This window comes from Curvibacter microcysteis (genome assembly GCF_028649455.1).
Lineage (GTDB): Bacteria > Pseudomonadota > Gammaproteobacteria > Burkholderiales > Burkholderiaceae_C > Curvibacter > Curvibacter microcysteis.
Map to the genome: position 1 here is coordinate 416836 of NZ_JAQSIO010000004.1, position 19762 is coordinate 436597.

Here is a 19762-nt window from a genome sequence, read left to right on the forward strand (position 1 = left end):
AAGCCTCCCATGCGCATACTCCTGACCGGCTCCACCGGCTTCGTCGGCCGCCACCTTCAGCAAGCCCTGCAACGCGCGGGGCATGAGGTGGTCCCCGGTGTTTCCCCCGCCCGGGCTGCCCGCACCAACGCCGGTGTCGCCATGGACTTTGCCCGTGACACCTCGGCCGCCACCTGGCTGCCCCGCTTGAATGGCGTGGATGCGGTGGTCAATGCCGTGGGCGTGTTGCGGGACAGCAAGGCCCGGCCCATTGACGCGGTGCACCGCGACACCCCCATCGCTTTGTTCGACGCCTGCGCCCAAGCCGGGGTGCGTCGGGTGATCCAGGTCTCGGCGCTGGGCATTGCCAGCAGCCCGACCCGCTATGCGAGCACCAAGCGCGCCGCCGACACCCATTTGCTGGCCCTGCACGAACAAGCCGCCCTGAGCGCCCTGGTGCTGCGCCCCAGTGTGGTGTTTGGCAAGGGGGGCGACAGCAGCGCCTTGTTCATGAACCTGGCGCGCCTGCCCGTGGCCCTGCTGCCGGGTCCGATGCTGACCGCCCGGGTGCAACCGGTGTCGGTGCACGACCTGGCCGCCGCCGTGGTGGCCAGCCTGGCCCAAGAAAAGGCCCCCACCGGCGTGCTGGCCTGCGCCGGCCCGGAGGCCCTGAGCCTGGCCGCCCTGGTGGCCAGCCTGCGCCAGCAAAGCGGCCATGGCCCCGCCTGGGTGCTGCGCCTGCCCAACGCCCTGACCCAGCTGAGCGCCCGGCTGGGTGACCAGTTGCCCGCCTCCGTGCCCTGGTGCAGCGAGACCCTGGCCATGCTGGGCAGCGACAACGTGGGCGACGCGCGCGCCTTCCAAGCCCTGCTGGGGCGGCCCGCCGTGCACTACAAGGATTTGGTGGCCAAGGCCTGGCGCTGACGCCGCAGTTCGGCCAAAGGCATCGGGCGACCAAACCAATAGCCCTGCCCGTAAAGGCAGTCCGCCTCCAGCAAACGCTGGGCTTGCTCCGGCGTTTCAATGCCTTCGGCCACCGCCACGGCATCCAGGCTGCGGGTGATGTCGAGCAGCATCTTCAAAATCGCGGCGCTGCGCGGGTTTTGCTCGGCCGCGACGATGAAGCTGCGGTCGATCTTGACCTCAAAAAACTGGAACTTGTTGAGGTAGGACAGCGAGGAGTAGCCCGTGCCAAAGTCGTCCAGCGCCATGCGCACGCCCTGGGCGTGGAGGTCAGCCAGGGTCTTGAGTGTGGCGGGGTCGTCTTCGACCAGCAAGCTCTCCGTGATCTCGATGGCCAGGGCGTGAGGCGGCAGGCCGCTCAGGCGCAGCGCCTCGGCCACCTGCGCACCAAAGTCCGCCTGCACCAGCTGCCGCTGCGACACATTCACATGCAGCAAAAAGCCCTCGGGCAAGGGCTGCTCACGCATCCATTGCGCCACTTCTTGCGTGGCCTGGCGCAGCACCCATTGGCCCAGCTCCACGATCAGGCCCGACTCCTCGGCCAGGGGAATGAACTGGGCAGGCCCCACCATGCCATGCTTGGGGCTGTTCCAGCGCAGCAAGGCCTCCAGCCCATGCAGGGCCTGATTCTGCAGCCGGACAATGGGTTGAAAGTGCACTGTGAACTCGCCCTGGGCCAGGGCCGCGCGCATGTCGTTGACCAGTTCGGCGCTGCGCCGGGTGCTGTCGAGCAAGCAGGCGTCAAAGTCGACCCGCTGACCGCGCTCGCCGGCTTTGGCGACCTGCAAGGCCACGCTGGCGTAGCGCAATAAATCAGGGTCCAGTTGCAGACCGGGGCCATCGGCCTGCACCACGCCCAGGCTGGCGCCCAGCAACACCTCATCGGTCGCGGTCAAAAAGACTGGCTTGAACACGTCCTGCAAGCGCTCGATCAAGGCCTCTGTGCCCTCGGCCAAACGGGGCCACAGCACGAGAAATTCGTCACCGGCCACGCGCGCCACCACGGCCTGCGCCGGGCTGGCCGCGCGCAAGCGGTGACCCACCTGGCGCAGCAGCTCGTCACCGGCGCTCGGGCCCAGGGAGGCATTGACCGCCCGAAACCGGTCCACCCCAAACAGCAAGACGGTAAGCGGGCGCTGCGCCAGCCCCTCGCTGGCGGCGATCAGGCCACGGCGGTTGGGCAAGCCCGTGACGGCATCGCGCAAGGCCATGTCGTGCAGCTTGGCCAGTTGCGCCAGGATGCGGCGCGACATGGCGTTGAAGGCCTCGGTCAACAAGGCGGTTTCGTAGATCCGGCTGTGGTCCACCAGCACGCGGTGGGTGGGCCGATCCTGCGCCAACTCCGACGCGGCTTGGGCAGCCTGGTGAATGGGGTGGGCAATGCGACGCATCCACCACAGGCCCAGCAGCAAGCCGACGCCGGCCAAGCCCAGCGCCAGCATCAGGGCCCACTGCGCACTGGCCTGCGAGCTGCCGATCAGCTCCCCCTCCGAGACCAGGGCCACCAGCTGCCAATTGAGGCCACGCGCATCCGTCAAGGGCGATACCCGCCCCAAATACTTTTGCCCGGCCACGGTCAGGCTGAAGTCGGGCGGGCTGTCGGTGGGGCGCGGATGCCAGGTGGCAAAACTGGCTTTCAACAGCAGGTCACTGCTGTTCTGGGCCAGGGCGATCTGCGGCGACCGCGGAGGCGGGTCGGCCAAGCCCTCCTCCTGGGCATGGGAGTGCGCCAGCAAGTGCCCTTGCTCATCGACCACGTACACCAGCGCCGACGGGTAGCCTTGCAGCAGCGGCAGGGCCCGCAGGCGATGGGACAGGTCGCTGAGCGACAAGTCCGTGGCCAGCACGCCCAAGAGTTGCCCGTCGCCCCCTTTCACCGGGGTGGTGGCCGAGATGGAGGTCACATCGCCAAAGCTGGACAGGTAGACCGGCGTCCAGCGTGGCAGGCCCGAGCCCGCAGCGGGCCGGTACCAGGGCCGAACGCGGGGGTCGTAGCCGACGATGACTTTCTCGTTCGCGGGGCCGGGCTCGTCGCGGGCGACCAGGCGCTGACCGGTGCGCTGGTCCTTGAGGTAACGCCGCACGCCGGCACGCCTGTCCTGCTTGAGGCCAAAGAATTCACCTTGCGCGCTGCCGAACTGAATCATCTCGACCTGCGGGAAATGAGGCCGGTAGACCGTGCTGAACTGGTGGTCAAACAAGTGCTCCACCGCCCGCATGTCGCCCGCGTCGTGGACGCCGGGGCGGGCCACCAGGCCGGCCAGGCTGAGCTGCAGGGTGAAGACCGACTCCAGGTGGCCGGTGATTTCAGAGCGGATGTGCTCGCTGGTGGCCAACAGCAGGTTGTTGCCGCTGCTGTCGATCAGGCGCATGGCGCTGATGCGCTGCGCCGTCAGCAGCAGGCCGATGACCAGCAACAGCATCAGCCCAGAGGGCAATGCCAGCGCTAACCACAAAGGCATCCGCAGTCGTCTGAACATGGCGCTTTCGCAAAGTGGAAGGGGCCGGGGCGGCGCGCGTCCGCACCGAGCAGTGGGTTTCTAGTGTAAGCAGTTGTGCGTTTTGACACACCCCCCTCCAACCCACCGCCCCCGGGCGGCGCACCGGTTCAGTGGGCTTGATCCCAGTTGGCGCCCACGCCAACCTCGGCCAGCAAAGGCACTTGCAAGTCGGCCACGCCGGCCATCAAGGCGGGGATGGCCTGGCGCAGCCAGTCGACCTCGCCCTCGGGCAGCTCGAAGACCAATTCATCGTGCACCTGCATGATCATGCGCGTGCCCCGCGCCTCCTGGTCCAGCACCTGCTGCACCTTGACCATGCTCATCTTGATCAAATCGGCCGCCGTGCCCTGCATGGGCGCGTTGATCGCGGCGCGCTCGGCGCCAGCGCGGCGTGGGCCATTGGGCGAGTTGATCTCGGGCAGGTACAGGCGGCGGCCAAACACCGTCTCCACATAGCCTTGGGCCTTGGCCTGGGCCCGGGTCTCGTCCATGTACTGCTTCACGCCAGGGTAGCGCTGGAAGTAGCGGTCAATGTAGGCCGCTGCAGCCTTGGTCTCGATGCCCAGGCTCTTGGCCAGGCCAAAGCTGCTCATGCCGTAGATCAGGCCGAAGTTGATGGTCTTGGCATAGCGGCGCTGCTCGGTGCTGACCTGCTCCGGGGCGACGCCAAACACCTCGGCGGCGGTGGCGCGGTGCACGTCCATGCCTTCGCGGAAGGCGTGCAGCAAGGCCGGGTCGGCGCTCAGGTGGGCCATGATGCGCAGCTCGATCTGCGAGTAGTCGGCGCTGGCGATGACATGGCCTGGCGCGGCCACAAAGGCCTCGCGCACGCGCCGGCCTTCGGCGGTGCGGATGGGGATGTTTTGCAGGTTGGGGTCGTTGCTGGACAGGCGCCCGGTCACCGCCACGGCCTGCGCGTAATGGGTGTGGACGCGGCCATCGCGCGGCAAGGCCAGCTGCGCGAGCTTGTCGGTGTAGGTGCTCTTGAGCTTGGACAGGCTGCGGTGCTCCAGCAGCTTGGCGGGCAGGGGGTAGTCCTCGGCCAGCTTTTCGAGCACCTCTTCGTCGGTGCTGCGCGCGCCGGTGGCGGTCTTCTTGACGACGGGCATGCCCAGTTTGTCAAAGAAGATCTCGCCCAGCTGCTTGGGGCTGCCCAGGTTGAAGGGCTGGCCGGCGATCTCGTAGGCCTCGGTCTCCAGCTGCAGGATGCGCTGGCCCAATTCATGGCTTTGCTGGTGCAGCGTGGGCGCATCGATCAGCACGCCGTTGCGCTCAATCCGGTAGAGCGCCTCGCTGCTGGCGATCTCAAGCTGGTAGATGCCCTGCAGCTTGGGCTCGGCCTGCAGCTGAGGCCACAGCCACTGGTGCACGGCCAGGGTCAGGTCCGCGTCTTCGCAGGCGTAGCGCGAGGCGCGCTCGACATCCACCTGGCTGAACGGGATCTGGTGCACGCCCTTGCCGCACAGGTCCTCGTAGCTCAGGCCGCTGCGGCCCAGGTGGCGCTCGGCCAGGCTGGCCAAGCCGTGCGGCTTGTGCACTTCCAGCACATAGCTTTGCAGCATGGTGTCGTGCGCGTAGCCCTGCACTTCAATGCCGTGGTTGGCCAACACATGGCGGTCGTACTTGATGTGCTGGCCCAGCTTGGGCCGGCTGGCGTCCTCCAACCAGGGCTTGAGGCGGGCCAGCACCTCGTCGCGCGGCAGTTGCGCGGGAGCGTCGGGGTAGTCGTGGCCCAGGGGCACATAGGCGGCCTCGTCGGGCTGCACGCTGAAGCTCAGGCCCACGATCTCGGCGCGCATCGCGTCCAGCGAGGTGGTTTCCGTGTCGATGGCCGCCAGCGGCGCGGCCTGCAAGCGGGCCAGCCACTGCTCAAACGAGGCCCAGTCCAGCACCGTGTCGTAACGCAACGCGCGCTCGGGCTCGGTCGGGGCATCGGCGGCAGGGGCGGGGTCGGCGAACAGGTCGCCGGTGTCGCCCGGGCCGGGGGCGGGCACGGCCGAGGGGGCCGGCGCCGGCGCGCTGCTGGCCCCACCGCCCAGGGCGCGGGCCAGGCCCTTGAAGCCGTATTGCTCGTAAAAGTCACGCAAGGCGTCGTTGGCGGGCGCGCGCAGGCTCAGGTTGTCGAAACCGGGCAGGTCCGGCACCCAGGCGTCCAAAGCGCAATCGGTCTTGATGGTGACCAGCTGGCGTCCGGTGGGCAACCAGGCCAGGCTGTCACGCAGGTTCTGGCCGGCCACGCCTTTGATCTCACCCGCACGGGCGATCAAGGCGTCGAGCGAGCCGTACTCGCCCAGCCACTTGGCCGCGGTCTTGGGGCCCACCTTGGGCACGCCGGGCACGTTGTCCACCACGTCGCCCACCAGGGTCTGGAAGTCGATCATCAGCGACGGCGGCACACCGAATTCAGCAGTGACGCCAGCCACGTCGCGCTTCTTGCCGTTCATGGTGTCGATGATGGTGATGCGCTCGTTGACCAGCTGCGACAAGTCCTTGTCACCGCTGGAGACCACCACCTCCAGGCCCTGCTGGGCGCCCAGCACGGCCAGGGTGCCGATGACGTCATCGGCCTCCACGCCGGGCACGTCCAGCACGGTCCAGCCCATCAGGCGCACCACCTCGTGGATGGGCTCGATCTGGCTGCGCAGGTCGTCGGGCATGGGCGCACGCTGCGCCTTGTACTCGGGGTAGATGTCGTCGCGGAAGGTCGGGCCCTTGGCGTCGAAGATGCAGGCGGCGAAGTCGGCCGGGACCTCCTTGCGCAGGCTTTGCATCATGTTGATCATGCCGCGGATCGCGCCCGTGGCCGCACTGGCCGGGTCGCCCGGCACGGCGCGCAGATCGGGCATGGCGTGGAACGCGCGGTACAGGTAACTGGAGCCGTCCACCAGCAGCAGGGTGCGGGGGCGCTCGGCCGGCACAGGGGTGGCGAGCGGGGCGGCAGCCTCGGCAGTGGGAGAGGTTTCGGCGGTGTCGCGGGGTTCGTCTTGCATGGACTCGATTGTGCATTGCCTACAATGAAAGCCATGCGCGCCCCCACCCTTTCCCTCATTCATACCCTGGCCGCTGCGGCCGCCCTGTTGGGGGCAGTCCCAGCCCAGGCCCAAAGCCCGGCCGCCGAGGCCAGCCCGACGACCGTCGAAGCCCCGGCCAGCCGCGCCGGCGCCCTCAAAGGTGACCAGCGCATCCAGCACATCGTGGTGGAAGACAGCGGCAGCCGCGTGGACGAGGTGCGCTACGGCGGCCAGACCCAAAGCGTGACGGTGCAGCCCAAGGGCAGCCGCCTGCCCGAGTACGAAGTGCTGTCCAACGACGGCACGCGCAGCCGCCCGACCGCCCGCGACGAGGGCACCGGCCCCCTGGGTGCCCGCGTGTGGAACCTGTTCAAGTTCTGATTTTTCTCCTGACCGATGGCTGTATTTACCGAAGTCTCTTTCGAAGAGGCACAGAAGCTGATGCGCCGCCTGAACCTGGGCGAGCTGCGCGACCTGCGCGGCATTGAAGGCGGCATCGAAAACACCAACTACTTCGCCAGCAGCGAGCAAGACGGTGTCCTGAACCATTACGTGCTGACCCTGTTCGAGCGCCTGAGCGCGCAGCAGCTGCCGTTTTACCTGTACCTGATGAAGCACCTGGCGCATGCCGGCATCCCCGTGCCGGACCCGCAAGGCGACGCCAATGGGGACGTGCTGCATGCGGTGTGCGGCAAGCCAGCCGCCGTGGTCAACCGTTTGGCGGGCAAAAGCCAGTTGGCGCCCGAGGCCGTGCACTGTGCCGCCCTCGGCGAGATGCTGGCCCGCATGCACCTGGCCGGGCGCGACTACGCGCGTGAACAGCCCAATCTGCGTGGCCTGCCCTGGTGGAACGAGACCGTGCCGGTGGTCCTGCCCTACCTGGCGCCCGAGCAAGCCGAGCTGCTGCGCGCCGAACTGGCCTTCCAGAACCACACGGCGGCCAGCAGCGACTACGCGGCCCTGCCGCGCGGCCCGGTGCACGCCGACCTGTTCCGCGACAACGCCATGTTCGAAGGCGAGCGCCTGACCGGCTTCTTCGACTTCTACTTTGCGGGGGTCGACACCTGGCTGTTCGACGTGGCGGTGTGCCTGAACGACTGGTGCATTGACTGGACCAGCGGTCGCCACGACGAAGCCAAGGCCCAGGCCCTGGTGCAGGCCTACGACGCGGTGCGCCCCTTCACCGCCGCCGAGCGGGCCCTGTTCCCGGCCCTGCTGCGTGCCGGCGCGCTGCGCTTCTGGATTTCGCGCCTGTGGGACTTCCATTTGCCGCGCGAAGCCTCGATGCTCAAGCCGCACGACCCGACCCATTTCGAGCGCGTGCTGCGCGACCGCGTGCAGCAAGCCTGGCGGCCCTGAAAGGCCTGACGGCACCTCAGGCCATCCAAACGGTTAAATTAGCGCGATCCAGCCCCACCACTTGGGTGGGGCTCTGACGCACACCCCCATGAAACTCAACATCGTCCCTGCACGCACCGGCCTCCTGTGGGTCAAACTGGGCATCAAAACCTTTTTCCGGCAGCCGATCGCCTTGTCGGGCCTGTTTTTGATGTTCATGGCCGTGATCTCGATGTGCACCGTGCTGCCCCTGGTGGGCAGCGTGATCGCGCTGATGCTGATCCCCGGCGCCACGCTGGGCATGATGGCGGCCAGCCACGAGGCCTCGCGCGGGCGCTTTCCCATGCCCACGATCCTGGTGACGGCGTTTCGCGCCGGGCGCGAGCAGCTCAAAGCCATGCTGGTGCTGGGCGCCTTGTACGCCGGCGGCTTTGTCGGCCTGCTGGGCCTGACCGCCGCGCTGGACGGCGGGCAGTTTGCCAAGCTCTACCTGCTGGGCGGTCGCGTCAGCGCCGACTTGCTCAACGACGACGGCTTTCTGGGCGCCATGTGGCTGTTCACCCTGGGCTACCTGCCACTGTCCCTGCTGTTTTGGCATGCGCCGGCCCTGGTGCACTGGGACCGGCTGTCGCCCGGCAAAAGCCTGTTTTTCAGCCTGGTGGCCTGCTGGCGCAACAAGGGCGCCTTCACCGTCTTTGGCCTGGCCTGGATGGGCGTGCTGACCGCGGGCCTGCTGGTGGCCAGCCTGATCGGTGGGCTGATCGGCCCCGTGATCGGCAGCGGCCTGGTGATGGGCGCCATGTTGGTGCTGTTGGCCATGTTCTTCAGCTCGCTGGTTTTCACCTTCCGCGACTGCTTTGCCGCGCCGGAGAACCCCGAGGCCTCGCCTTCGGTCTGATTCCCCGCGCCCGCCGCCTGCGCCCGGCCCGCTTGGGCTCGGGCCGCACACCCCCTCAAATCGGCGTCAGCTTGGCCACGCTCAAGGCCAGCCACTTGATGCCGTGGCGTGGGAAGTTGACCTGCGCCCGCGCGTCGTTGCTCGTGCCTTCGACGGTCAGCACCTTGCCCTCGCCAAACTTGTTGTGGAACACCTTCATGCCCGCGCGCAGACCTTGCGGCGGCTCGGCTTTTTGCGGCGGCAAAGGGGCTGGCGCGGCGGCGGTGTAGGACGCGAAGTCCGGCGCGCTGCGGCCACTGCTGCCCCAGCTGGCGCTGCTGTTTTCGCGCCGCGCGCCGTAGCCGCCGCCCGAACCCCCACCCAGACCGGGCGAGGCAAAGCCCTGCTGCTTGGGCGTGAGCCACTTGAGCGAGGCCTCGGGCAGTTCGTCCAAGAAACGGCTGCGCAGGTTGTAGCGCGTCTGGCCGTGCAGCATGCGGGTCTGCGAATGGCTCAGGTACAGGCGCTTGCGCGCCCGGGTGATGGCCACGTACATCAGGCGGCGTTCTTCTTCGAGGCCCTCGTGGTCGCTGGCCGAGTTTTCGTGCGGGAACAGGCCTTCTTCGAGGCCGGTGATGAAGACCGCGTCGAACTCCAGCCCCTTGGACGAGTGCACCGTCATCAGCTGCACCGCGTCCTGGCCGGCCTGGGCCTGGTTGTCGCCCGCCTCCAGCGCGGCGTGACTCAGAAAAGCCGCCAGTGGCGACAGGGTTTCGCCGGTTTCAGCGTCGGGCGGCAAGGGGTCATCGGCCTGGATCAGCGGGCGGCTGAGGTCCAGGCCCTGGCTGGCCGGGGACTGGGTCAGCGTGGCCACCTGCTGCTCGGGGGACATGGCCACGGCGTCGCGGCCAAAGCCTTCCTGGGTGACAAAGCTCTCGGCGGCGTTGACCAATTCTTCCAAGTTCTCCAGCCGGTCCGCGCCTTCACGGTCAGCCTTATAGTGCTCGACCAGGCCGCTGTGCGCCAGCACCAGGGCGATGATCTCGCGCAGGGTCATGGCCTCGGTCTGCTCGCGCATCACGTCGATCTTGGCCACAAAGGCCGCGATGTTGGTGCCGGCCTTGCCGCTCAGGGTGCTGACCGCGTCGTGCAGCGAGCAGCCAGCGGCCTTGGCCGCGTCCTGCAGTTGCTCGACGCTGCGCGCGCCAATGCCACGCGGAGGGAAGTTGAGCACGCGCAAGAAGCTGGTGTCGTCGTTCGGGTTCTCCAGCAGGCGCAGGTAGGCCAGCGCGTGCTTGATTTCGGCCCGCTCGAAGAAGCGCAGACCGCCATACACGCGGTAGGGGATGCCGGCGTTGAACAGGCCGGTTTCGATCACCCGGCTTTGCGCGTTGCTGCGGTAGAGCACCGCGATTTCCTTGCGCTCGAAGCCCGGCTCGGTGCCCTGGTCGCGCACCAGTTGCTTGACCTCGTCGACCAGCCAATTGGCCTCGGCAAAGTCGCTGGCCGACTCGATGACGCGCACGGGCTCGCCCGGGCCCTGGCTGGTGCGCAGGGTCTTGCCCAAGCGCTTTTGGTTGTGGCTGATCAGCTCGTTGGCCGAATCCAGAATGTGGCTGTAGCTGCGGTAGTTTTCTTCGAGCTTGATCTGGTGGCGCACCTGGAATTCGCGCACGAAGTCGGCCATGTTGCCCACGCGGGCCCCGCGGAAGGCGTAGATGCTCTGGTCGTCGTCGCCCACGGCCAGCACGGCGTTGTGCTCGCCGCAGAGCATCTTGATCCAGGCGTACTGCAGCTTGTTGGTGTCCTGGAACTCGTCGATCAGGATGTGGCGGAAGCGGCGCTGGTAGTGGTCACGCACCGAGGCGTTGTCGCGCAGCAGCTCGTAGCTGCGCAGCATCAGCTCGCCAAAGTCGACCACGCCTTCGCGCTGGCATTGCTCTTCGTAGAGCTGGTAGAGCTCGACTTTCTTGCGGGTTTCTTCGTCGCGCGCCTCGACCATGCCGGGGCGCAGGCCGTCTTCCTTGCAGCCCGAGATGAACCACTGGGTCTGCTTGGCGGGAAAGCGCTCGTCGTCCACGTTGTACTGCTTCATCAGGCGCTTGATGGCCGAGAGCTGGTCTTGCGTGTCGAGGATCTGAAAGCTTTGCGGCAGGTTGGCCAGCTTCCAGTGCGCGCGCAAAAAGCGGTTGCACAGGCCGTGGAAGGTGCCGATCCACATGCCGCGCACATTCACCGGCAGCAGGGTGCCCAGGCGCAGCAGCATTTCCTTGGCGGCCTTGTTGGTGAAGGTCACGGCCATCAGGCCGCCCGGGCTGACCTGGCCGGTCTGCAGCAGCCACGCAATGCGGGTGGTCAGCACCCGGGTCTTGCCAGAGCCGGCCCCGGCCAGGATCAGCGCGTGCTCGGGCGGCAGGGTGACGGCCGCCAGTTGCTCGGGGTTGAGGTGGGCCAGCAGGGGCGAGGACGGCGGGGCGCTGGCCACAGGGGCCGCATCGAACAGCGAATTTTGCGGGGACATGGCGCCATTGTAGAAAGCCAGCCCCGGGCCGGCAGCCGCCAGGGTCAGCGGCGCGCCGGGCCGGCCTTGCGCGGGCCCACCACGGCGTCGGATGGAAAGTCCTGCCACAGGGCGTCGCGGCGCTCCAACGCCTGGCGCACGGTGTCGCGGTGCTGCTGGGCCACCGCCGACACCAGGGCGTTGCACAGGAAGAAAGCCGAGGTGTAGGAGTCAAACGGCGAGGCGTTGGCCGTCTGCACCAGCAGGGCCTGGGTCGCATGCTCCAGCATGGGTGAGGCTGGGCTGTCGGTCAGCACCAGCACCGGGCAGCCCAGTTGGCGAAAGTGCCGCGCCGCGTGCAAAGCCCCGGTCGAGTAACGCCGCACGGTGAAGACCAGCAGCACGTCCTCGGGCTGCACCCACAGCAGCTTGTCGACCAGGGCCGGCGCGCCCAGGCCCAGGTCCTGCACGCCGGGGCGGCACAGGTTGAGGTGGGCGACCAAAAATGCGCTGACCGGGGCGCTGTTCTTTTCGGCCAGCACAAACACCCGTCCCGGGGCCTTGACCAGCACGTCCACCACTTGCTGGAACACGGCCATGTCCAGGCCGTCGCGGGTGGCGGCCAGGTTGTGCTGGTCGTGCAACAAGGCGTCGTCCACGCACTGCTGCAGGCTGCGCTCGCCACCCAGGGTGGCCGGGGCACGCTGCGCCGCCGTCTGCAAGCGGGCGCTGAGCTCGCCGCGCGCCTCGCGCCGGGCCTCGTCCAGGCTGGCGTAGCCCAGCTTGGCAAACAAGCGCACCACGGTGGAGGCGCTGGTGCCGGCTTGGGCCGCCATGACGCTGGCCGAATCGAGCAGGCTCTCGGGGTAGCGCCGCATGAAGGCATCCGCCAGGGCGCGCTCGCTGGTGGTCAGGGTGGCGGCGTGGCGCAGCAGGCGATCGGTCAGGGGCATGGGGTGTCTCGTGGGGAACGGCAGAGTCCGGTGGCGCAGCATAGCCAGGACCATTGCAATGGCTGTTGCATGAATTATGATTTATGAAACATTTATTTCAAACCCAACAGCCACGCCCGCCAGCGCACCTCACCCATGAGCCTCACTGCCACGTCCTCCCCCGACCTTGCCGACCAGGTCACCGCTTGGCTGGGCACCCAGCAAGCCGCCATGGAAGCCTTGCTGCAAGAGATCGTCAACATCGACAGCGGCAGCCGCCAGGCCGCCGGTGTGGACCAGGTGGCCGCCGTGCTGGGCGCCCACCTGGAGCGCGCCGGTCTGACGGTGCAGACCCAGGTGTTTGAAGGCTACGGCCGCTGCCTGCAGGCCCGCCTGCCCGCCACCCCGGGGGGCCAGACCGACGCCGGCCATGTGCTGCTGCTGGGCCACATGGACACGGTGTTCCCGGCTGGCACAGCCCAGGCCCGCCCCTACCGTGTGGAAGACCGCAAGGCCTTTGGCCCGGGCGTGGCCGACATGAAATCGGGGCTGGTGCTCAACACCTTTGTGCTGGCCGCGCTGGCCCGTTTTGGGGGCGCCTCGCGCCCGGTGCACCTGTTTTTCAGTTGCGACGAGGAAATCGGCTCGCCCGTGACGCGCGACGCCATCCGCGCCGCCGCCCAGGGCGCCCAGGTGGTGCTCAATGCCGAGCCAGGCCGCATCACCGGCAATGTGGTGACGGCGCGCAAAGGCTCCTGCCTGACCATGTTCGAGGTGCAAGGCGTGGCCGCCCACGCGGGCATCAACCCGGCCCAAGGCGCCAGCGCCATCGAGGCCCTGGCGCACAAGATCCTGGCCTTGCACGCGCTCAATGGCTGCGAAGAAGGCGTGACGCTCAACGTTGGTCACATCGAAGGCGGCATGGCTGCCAATGTGGTGGCCCCGCTGGCCAAGGCGCAACTGGACTTGCGTTTCACCGCTGCCACCGACCTGGAGGCCTTGCTGGCCCGCGTGCGTCAGATCATCGAAGCCGAGTCGCTGCCGCGCACCCACGGCCGCATCCTGAGCCAGCACAGCACCTTCCCGATGGCGCCCACGCCAGCCTCTTTGCTGGCCTGCTACCAGCGCCACGCCGCAGGCCTGGGCTTTCAGGTGGAAGGCGAATTCACCGGTGGCGCGGCCGACAGCGGCATCACCTCATCGATGGGCATTCCCACGCTGTGCGCCCTGGGCCCGGTCGGCGGCTACGCGCACAGCGAGCGCGAGTTCTGCCAGCTCGACACGATGGTGCCGCGCGCCCAGGCCCTGGCCCTGACCATCCTGGACCCGGCTTGAGCCTGGGCCCAGCCCCCCCTTGATGGCTGACTGACCTCACCCCTCTTTTTTGATCGACAGACCGGAGAACCCCGCCATGACCATGACCCCTGAAGCCAACGCTCTCAACCGCCGCCAGTGGCTGGCCGCCGGCCTGGGCGCCAGCGCCACCCTGTCGCCCCTCGCCAGCCTGGCCCAAGGCGACAAGTACCCGTCGCGCCCGATCACGCTGGTCGTGCCCTTCCCGCCCGGGGGCTCGGTCGACGTGATGGCCCGCACCTACTCGGAGCCCCTGTCACGCCTGCTGGGCGTGCCCATCGTGGTGGACAACCGCCCCGGTGCGGGCGGTTCGATCGGCAGCCAATACGTGGCGCGTGCCAAGGCCGACGGCTACACCCTGGTCGTGTCCTCGCAAAGCAGCCACCTGGCCAACCCGCTGGTGCAGCCCAACCTCGGCTACGACCCGATCAAGGACTTTGAGTCCATCGCCATCCTGGGTCGCCAGCCCAATGTGCTGGTGGTGCACCCCAGCGTGCCGGTGAACAACTTTGCCGAGTTCGTGGCCTATGTGAAGGCCCGCCCCGGCCAGTTGAACTTCTGCAGCGCCGGCGCCGGCAGCATGGGCCAGCTCAATGTGGAACTGCTGCAACTGAACACCGGCATCAAGGGCACGCACATCCCCTACAAGGGCGGCTCGGGCCTGATCACGGCCATCCTCAGCAACGAGGTGCAGTTCCAACTGGACAACCTGGTGACGGTGATGTCCCACATCCAGGCAGGCAAGCTGCGCGCCCTGGCCGTGGCCTCGCCCACGCGCATCGCCCAACTGCCCGATGTGCCGACTTTTGCCGAGCTGGGCCAACCCAGCCTGAACCTGACGTCCTGGACCGGCATCGCCGCCCCGGCCAACACCCCGGCAGCCGTGGTGCAACTGCTGCACAAGAGCCTCCGCGAAGTGGCCACCAGCGCGGCCATGCAAGAAACCCTCAAGCAGCGCGGCGTGATCGCCCCCGAGGAAATGACCCCGGCCGCCTTCGAGAAGATGATGACGGATCGCCTGGCCCTCTACGGCGACGTGGTCAAGCGCGCCAACGTCAAACCGGAGTAAGCCTTCAGCCCCTTGCCAGCGGCTGACCCAACCCAGACCAGCGGTCCTGGCGAAGCGCGTGGCCGCCCACACGCAAGCCCGACTGTGACCAGGGGCAGTTCAAAGCCAGCGCGCATGGCACAGGGGCTTGTGGGACGATGAAGGCTTCACCACCCCACAGCTTGCGCACCATGCCCGCTTCCATTCGCCTCGCCCCCTGGCGGGCCGCCCTGCTCAGCCTGGGCTGCGGCCTGGCCCTCAGCGCCGGGGCCCAATCGATTTGCAGCAGCGATGGCCAACGCGCCCCCAGCGCCGTGCTCGAGCGCTTCATCGGCGCCGACTGCGAAGCCTGCTGGACCGCCAGCAGCCCCGTGCCAGCGCGTGGCGCCACGGTGCTCGACTGGATCGTGCCCTCCAGCGCGCAGGGCGATGAGGCGCCCTTGTCCGCGGCCAGCACGCGCGACAGCCTGAACCGGCTGCAGGCCCTGCACTGGCCGACCGAACTGGCCGGCCACACCTTCAGCCACACCCTGACCCGAACGGGCACGGCCCCCACCCCTGGCCGCTTGCGCGTGGCCCACGGCGTGGCGGTGGCCGACTACCTGGGCGTGGCCATTGACTGGCAGCCCACGCGCGGCCCAGCCCAGCCGCCAGGCCCCTGGACGGCCTGGTTGCTGCTGGTGGAGCGCCTGCCCGCGGGCACCGAAGGCTCGCCCATCGCGCGCCAGCTGGTGCGCAACAGCCTGAGCCTGAGCTTGCCCAGCGCCCCCACACGCGCCTGGCAGGAGCGCCGCGCCATGCGTTTGCCCGAGGGCGCTCAGCCCGAGCGGCTGGCGCTCGTGGGCTGGTTGCAGGATGGGCGCGGACGTATGGTGGCCATAAATGAAACCGTATGCGAAAACACCCCCGCGCCGGGGTCGAGTCGATAGAATTAGCCACCGGGCCCAAGATTCTTGCGCCCGGTTTTTTTGGGCCTGGCAGCGGGGTAAGACCCCGCGGCAGGCGGCCCGAAGCCGGTCTCAAGCCAAGCGCTCACTCGTTTTTCAACGATCCTTCTGGAGCTTGGTTTTCTCATGGAAATTTTCGACTACGACAACATCCTGTTGCTGCCGCGCAAGTGCCGCGTGCAAAGCCGCGCCGACTGCGACGCTGGCGTGACCCTGGGCGCACGGCGCTTTCGCCTGCCCGTGGTGCCGGCCAACATGAAGACAGTCATCACCCAGGAGCTGTGCCTGTGGATGGCCCAGCACGGCTACTTCTACGTGATGCACCGCTTTGACACGGACAACGTGAAGTTCGTGCGCGAGATGCAGTCGCAGGGCTGTTTTGCCTCGATCTCGCTGGGCGTCAAAGATGCCGACTACGCCACGGTGGACACCTTGGCCGCCCTGGGCCTGGTGCCCGAGTACGTGACCATCGACATCGCCCACGGCCATGCCGACAGCGTGCAGCACATGATTGCCCACCTCAAGGCCAAACTGCCCGCCACCTTTGTGATTGCCGGCAACGTGGGCACGCCCGAGGCCGTGATCGACCTCGAGAACTGGGGCGCCGACGCCACCAAGGTGGGCATTGGTCCGGGCAAGGTGTGCATCACCAAGCTCAAGACGGGCTTTGGCACCGGGGGCTGGCAGCTGTCGGCCCTGAAGTGGTGTGCGCGCGTGGCGACCAAGCCCATCATTGCCGACGGCGGCATCCGCGAGCACGGCGACATCGCCAAGAGCGTGCGCTTTGGCGCCACCATGGTGATGATCGGCTCGATGCTGGCCGGCCACGAAGAGTCGCCCGGTGCGACCGTCGAGGTCGACGGCAAGCTGTACAAGGAGTACTACGGCTCGGCCTCGGACTTCAACAAGGGTGAGTACCGCCACGTCGAAGGCAAGCGCATCCTCGAGCCCGTCAAGGGCAAGCTAGCCGACACCCTGATCGAAATGGAGCAGGACGTGCAAAGCTCGATCAGCTACGCCGGCGGCACGCAGTTGATGGACATCCGCCGCGTCAACTACGTGATCCTGGGCGGCGACAACGCGGGCGAGCACCTGCTGATGTGAGCGGCTGCCGGCGCCTCAGAGCGCCGGCGCTTTCGCCCCCCGCCCCGGGCGGGCTCAATCCCGGCGCTGCAGCCCCGCCAGCGCCAGCTGATGCAAGCGGTGCCCAGGCGTCACCAGCGCGTCCAGCACGCTGAAGTGGTTCAAGCCGGGCAGCGCCTCACACACCGGCACCGCACGGCGACCCCAGGCGCGCCGGATCAGCCGGTTGTGGCGCATGAACTCCGAACTCTCATCCAACCCGGCCACCGCGCACAGCGTGCCCCCCTGAGGCGCAGGCTGCCAGGCGGGACTGACGCGCGCCACCTGCTCCGGCGTCAGGCGCAAGGCCTCGCGCAGCGAGGGCGTGTGCATGAGGGGCTCCAGGTCAAACAGGCCCGATATCGACAGCGCGTGGCGCATCAGGTCAGCCGGTAAATCCGCGCCCACCTGCGACCAGCGTGTGTTGAGCAACTGCGCGGCCAGCTGCCCGCCCGCCGAATGCCCCACCAACAGGATGCGCGTGGGGTCACCGCCCCACTGCGCGATGTGGCGCCAGGTCCAGGCCAGGGCGCGCACCATTTGCAGCACGATGTCGGGCACGGTCACAGCGGGGCACAGGTCGTAATTGGGCACCACCACGCACACACCTTGGCGGTTGAACACCGGTGCGACAAAGGAATGATCGGATTTGTCCAGCGAGCGCCAGTAGCCCCCGTGGATGAAGACCAGCACCGGCGCCAGGTCCCCCGCCGGCACGCGGCCCGCCGAGGCCGGGAACACATCCAGCGTCTCCTGCGGGCCCGGCCCAAAACGCTGATCCAGCACCGCCTGGGGCGTGCGCGCTTGCAGGGAGGCCGCCGCCCAGCGCGCAAAGTACTCGCCGTGCTCGGGCACCCGGCGGCGGTTGTTGTACATGAGGTCCAACCAATCGGGGTCGAAGCGGGCCAGCAGGGCAGCGGCGGTGGTGGGGGCACGGGCCATGACATCTCCAAGGGGAACACGGGCTGGGCGATCTTGGCACGGCCCGGGCGCGCGCGCTGTCGCCTGTGGCCTCCAGACAAACCCCAGTGTTGCTGGCACGTGCATTTTTGTATTCTGTATACAGACATGCCCAACAGCCCCTTGCTCACCGCCCTGCGCCCTGTGCCGAGCACGCCCGACCTGGTCGAGCAGGTGTACCGCCGCCTGCAAGACGCGATGGCCAGCGGCCAATTGGCGCCGGGCCAGCGCGTGACCCAGGAAGAGCTGGCCAAGCAGTTGGTGGTGTCCCGCCAGCCGGTGCTGCAGGCGCTGCGCCTGCTCAAGAAGGACGGCCTGCTGCTGGACGCTCCCGGGCGCGGTCTGCTGGTGGCGCCGCTGGACGTGCAGCGCATCGGCCAGGTCTATGACGTGCGCCAAGCCCTGGACGGCCTGGCCGTGCGCCTGGCCGCCGAGCGCCGCGCGCCGCTGCCCGAAGCCCTGTTCCGCAAGGGGCGCGAGGCTTTTGCCAGCGGTGACATCGCCGCCATGATCGACGCCGACATGGCCTTTCACATGGCTGTGTACGAGGCCTCAGGCAACCCCTTGATCGCCGACAGCGCCGCGCTGCACTGGCAGCACTTGCGCCGCGCCATGGGCGTGGTGCTGCAAAGCCACACCATCCTGGACACCGTGTGGGACGAGCACGAGGCCATTGCCAACGCCATCGCCCAGGGGCAGGCCGAGACCGCACTGGCCCTGGTGCACCAGCACAGCCAGCGCGCCCGCGAGAACCTGACCGCCCGGCTGAACCAGTGGCTGCACCCCACCCCACCCCCTGCCCCCCACAACGACCCGGAGACCCCCTGATGAGCCTGCACGCCCAGCTTTTGCAACGCGCCGCCGAGCAGCGCCCCATCCGCATCGCCCTGATCGGGGCGGGCAAGTTTGGCTCGATGTACCTGGCCCAGGTGCCGCGCACGCCCGGGGTGCACCTGGCCGCCATCGCCGACCTGTCCCCTGACGCGGCACGCGCCAACCTGGCCCGCGTCGGCTGGGCGCCCGAACAAGCCCAGGCCAGCAGCCTGGACCAGGCCTTGCAGACCGGGCAGACCTGGCTGACCGAGGACTGGCAGGCCGTGGTTCGGCACCCTGCCATCGACGTGGTGGTGGAGTGCACCGGTCACCCCATCGCCGCGGTCGAGCACTGCCTGGACGCCTTCGCCCATGGCAAGCATGTGGTCAACGTCACCGTCGAGGCCGACGCGTTCTGTGGCCCGCTGCTGGCACGCCGCGCCGCCGAAGCCGGCGTGGTCTATTCCATGGCCTTTGGCGACCAACCGGCGCTGATCTGCGACCTGGTGGACTGGGCCCGCACCTGCGGCTTCCCCGTGGTGGCGGCCGGACGCGGCCACAAATGGCTGCCGCACTTCAGCGAGTCCACGCCCGAAACAGTCTGGGGCTACTACGGCCTCACGCCTGAGCAGGCCCAGCGCGGCGGCCTCAACCCCAAGATGTTCAACAGCTTCCTGGACGGCTCCAAGCCCGCCATTGAGAGCAGCGCCGTGGCCAACGCCACCGGCTTAGGCGTGCCCAGCAACGGCCTGCTCTACCCGCCCGCCGGCGTGGAGGACATCCCCTTCGTGACCCGCCCACGCAGCGAGGGCGGGGTGCTGGAGCGCAAGGGCATGGTCGAGGTGATTTCCTCGCTGGAGACCGACGGCCGCCGCATCCCCTACGACATCCGCATGGGCGTCTGGGTCACGGTGGAGGCCGAGACCGACTACATCAAGCACTGCTTTGAGGAATACAACGCCCACACCGACCCCAGCGGGCGCTACTTCACGCTTTACAAGCGCTGGCACCTGATCGGGCTGGAAGTGGGCATGAGCGTGGCCAGCGTGGCCCTGCGCCGCGAGGCCACCGGCGTGGCCACTGGCTGGCACGCCGATGTGGTGGCCACCGCCAAGCGCGACCTGCGCCCGGGCGACCTGCTCGACGGTGAAGGCGGCTACACCGTCTGGGGCAACCTGCTGCCGGCCGAGACCTCGCGCCGCATCGGCGGTCTGCCTCTGGGCCTGGCCCACCAGGTCAAGGTCCTCCGCCCGGTGGCCAAGGGCCAATGCCTGAGTTGGGACGATGTGGCCATGGACACCCAGACCCCGGCCTGGCGCACACGCCGCGCCATGGAAGACCTGTTTCGCATACCCTGAAAGCCCCAGGGGACGACAGCCCACTGACAGGCTCGCCCAGCCACACTGCGCCATCATGAA

At 68.2% G+C, this 19762-nt stretch carries 15 protein-coding genes; 10 read left to right on the forward strand and 5 right to left on the reverse strand.

The genetic code is table 11. The annotated features are described in order from the left end of the window. The first annotated feature begins 9 nt into the window (after window positions 1-9). Complete coding sequence (locus PSQ39_RS13435) at window positions 10-903, forward strand: NAD-dependent epimerase/dehydratase family protein (protein ID WP_273927319.1); 894 nt, start codon at window positions 10-12, stop codon at window positions 901-903. Here PSQ39_RS13435 and PSQ39_RS13440 read toward each other — a convergent pair. Together PSQ39_RS13440 and polA are read right to left on the reverse strand one after the other, a co-directional pair. Then, window positions 870-3422, reverse strand: a complete 2553-nt coding sequence (locus tag PSQ39_RS13440) for a bifunctional diguanylate cyclase/phosphodiesterase (RefSeq protein WP_273927320.1) — start codon at window positions 3420-3422, stop codon at window positions 870-872. The two genes, PSQ39_RS13435 and PSQ39_RS13440, sit on opposite strands and share 34 nt — an antisense overlap. A 128-nt stretch (window positions 3423-3550) precedes the next feature. Then, a complete protein-coding gene (gene polA / locus PSQ39_RS13445) occupies window positions 3551-6433 on the reverse strand; it encodes a DNA polymerase I (RefSeq protein ID WP_273927321.1) in 2883 nt (960 codons plus the stop codon). A gap of 33 nt (window positions 6434-6466) precedes the next feature. Between polA and PSQ39_RS13450 the strand changes: the two genes are divergently transcribed. The 3 genes from PSQ39_RS13450 (at window position 6467) to PSQ39_RS13460 (ending at window position 8690) form a co-directional block, all read left to right on the forward strand. Next, on the forward strand, window positions 6467-6835 hold the full coding sequence (locus tag PSQ39_RS13450; RefSeq protein ID WP_273927322.1) for a hypothetical protein: 369 nt from the start codon (window positions 6467-6469) through the stop codon (window positions 6833-6835). A gap of 15 nt (window positions 6836-6850) precedes the next feature. Continuing rightward, window positions 6851-7813: a homoserine kinase gene (locus PSQ39_RS13455; protein WP_273927323.1), complete on the forward strand. Its 963-nt coding sequence runs from the start codon at window positions 6851-6853 to the stop codon at window positions 7811-7813. An 88-nt stretch (window positions 7814-7901) separates the two neighbouring features. After that, on the forward strand, window positions 7902-8690 hold the full coding sequence (locus PSQ39_RS13460; RefSeq protein ID WP_273927324.1) for a BPSS1780 family membrane protein: 789 nt from the start codon (window positions 7902-7904) through the stop codon (window positions 8688-8690). Between the two features lie 55 nt (window positions 8691-8745). On the opposite strand, the gene PSQ39_RS13465 is transcribed toward PSQ39_RS13460, so the two are convergent. Next, window positions 8746-11190: a UvrD-helicase domain-containing protein gene (locus PSQ39_RS13465; RefSeq protein WP_273927325.1), complete on the reverse strand. Its 2445-nt coding sequence runs from the start codon at window positions 11188-11190 to the stop codon at window positions 8746-8748. Between the two features lie 44 nt (window positions 11191-11234). Next, window positions 11235-12122, reverse strand: a complete 888-nt coding sequence (locus PSQ39_RS13470; protein ID WP_273927326.1) for a MurR/RpiR family transcriptional regulator — start codon at window positions 12120-12122, stop codon at window positions 11235-11237. 135 nt (window positions 12123-12257) lie between these two features. Here PSQ39_RS13470 and PSQ39_RS13475 point away from each other — a divergent pair, with 135 nt between their 5' ends. The 4 genes from PSQ39_RS13475 to PSQ39_RS13490 all read left to right on the forward strand — a co-directional run bounded on the left by PSQ39_RS13475 (window position 12258) and on the right by PSQ39_RS13490 (window position 16553). Then, the gene (locus tag PSQ39_RS13475) at window positions 12258-13436 is read left to right on the forward strand and encodes a M20 family metallopeptidase (RefSeq protein ID WP_273927327.1); all 1179 of its coding nucleotides are present in this window, start codon (window positions 12258-12260) and stop codon (window positions 13434-13436) included. Window positions 13437-13512: 76 nt separating this feature from the next. Further along, the gene (locus PSQ39_RS13480) at window positions 13513-14523 is read left to right on the forward strand and encodes a Bug family tripartite tricarboxylate transporter substrate binding protein (RefSeq protein ID WP_273927328.1); all 1011 of its coding nucleotides are present in this window, start codon (window positions 13513-13515) and stop codon (window positions 14521-14523) included. A 170-nt stretch (window positions 14524-14693) separates the two neighbouring features. Next, entirely contained in the window at window positions 14694-15431 is a 738-nt protein-coding gene (locus PSQ39_RS13485) for a hypothetical protein (RefSeq protein WP_273927329.1), read from the forward strand. A gap of 144 nt (window positions 15432-15575) precedes the next feature. Further along, window positions 15576-16553, forward strand: coding sequence for a GMP reductase (locus PSQ39_RS13490; protein WP_273927330.1), 978 nt, complete (start codon window positions 15576-15578; stop codon window positions 16551-16553). A 54-nt stretch (window positions 16554-16607) separates the two neighbouring features. Here PSQ39_RS13490 and PSQ39_RS13495 read toward each other — a convergent pair whose 3' ends face one another. Beyond that, window positions 16608-17513: an alpha/beta hydrolase gene (locus PSQ39_RS13495; protein WP_273927331.1), complete on the reverse strand. Its 906-nt coding sequence runs from the start codon at window positions 17511-17513 to the stop codon at window positions 16608-16610. A gap of 141 nt (window positions 17514-17654) precedes the next feature. Here PSQ39_RS13495 and PSQ39_RS13500 point away from each other — a divergent pair, with 141 nt between their 5' ends. Both PSQ39_RS13500 and PSQ39_RS13505 read left to right on the forward strand, forming a co-directional pair. Next, entirely contained in the window at window positions 17655-18359 is a 705-nt protein-coding gene (locus PSQ39_RS13500; protein WP_409242034.1) for a GntR family transcriptional regulator, read from the forward strand. Further along, window positions 18359-19702 (forward strand): NAD(P)H-dependent oxidoreductase, encoded by a 1344-nt coding sequence (locus PSQ39_RS13505; protein ID WP_273927333.1) that lies wholly within the window; start codon window positions 18359-18361, stop codon window positions 19700-19702. Before PSQ39_RS13500 ends, PSQ39_RS13505 begins: the two co-directional genes overlap by 1 nt. The last annotated feature ends 60 nt before the right edge of the window (window positions 19703-19762 follow it).

Coding starts and splice junctions, on each gene's coding strand:
- PSQ39_RS13435 (WP_273927319.1), top strand. CDS start 10: ATGCGCATACTCCTGACCGGCTCCACCGGCTTCGTCGGCCGCCACCTT.
- PSQ39_RS13440 (WP_273927320.1), bottom strand. CDS start 3,422: ATGTTCAGACGACTGCGGATGCCTTTGTGGTTAGCGCTGGCATTGCCC.
- polA (WP_273927321.1), bottom strand. CDS start 6,433: ATGCAAGACGAACCCCGCGACACCGCCGAAACCTCTCCCACTGCCGAG.
- PSQ39_RS13450 (WP_273927322.1), top strand. CDS start 6,467: ATGCGCGCCCCCACCCTTTCCCTCATTCATACCCTGGCCGCTGCGGCC.
- PSQ39_RS13455 (WP_273927323.1), top strand. CDS start 6,851: ATGGCTGTATTTACCGAAGTCTCTTTCGAAGAGGCACAGAAGCTGATG.
- PSQ39_RS13460 (WP_273927324.1), top strand. CDS start 7,902: ATGAAACTCAACATCGTCCCTGCACGCACCGGCCTCCTGTGGGTCAAA.
- PSQ39_RS13465 (WP_273927325.1), bottom strand. CDS start 11,190: ATGTCCCCGCAAAATTCGCTGTTCGATGCGGCCCCTGTGGCCAGCGCC.
- PSQ39_RS13470 (WP_273927326.1), bottom strand. CDS start 12,122: ATGCCCCTGACCGATCGCCTGCTGCGCCACGCCGCCACCCTGACCACC.
- PSQ39_RS13475 (WP_273927327.1), top strand. CDS start 12,258: ATGAGCCTCACTGCCACGTCCTCCCCCGACCTTGCCGACCAGGTCACC.
- PSQ39_RS13480 (WP_273927328.1), top strand. CDS start 13,513: ATGACCATGACCCCTGAAGCCAACGCTCTCAACCGCCGCCAGTGGCTG.
- PSQ39_RS13485 (WP_273927329.1), top strand. CDS start 14,694: ATGCCCGCTTCCATTCGCCTCGCCCCCTGGCGGGCCGCCCTGCTCAGC.
- PSQ39_RS13490 (WP_273927330.1), top strand. CDS start 15,576: ATGGAAATTTTCGACTACGACAACATCCTGTTGCTGCCGCGCAAGTGC.
- PSQ39_RS13495 (WP_273927331.1), bottom strand. CDS start 17,513: ATGGCCCGTGCCCCCACCACCGCCGCTGCCCTGCTGGCCCGCTTCGAC.
- PSQ39_RS13505 (WP_273927333.1), top strand. CDS start 18,359: ATGAGCCTGCACGCCCAGCTTTTGCAACGCGCCGCCGAGCAGCGCCCC.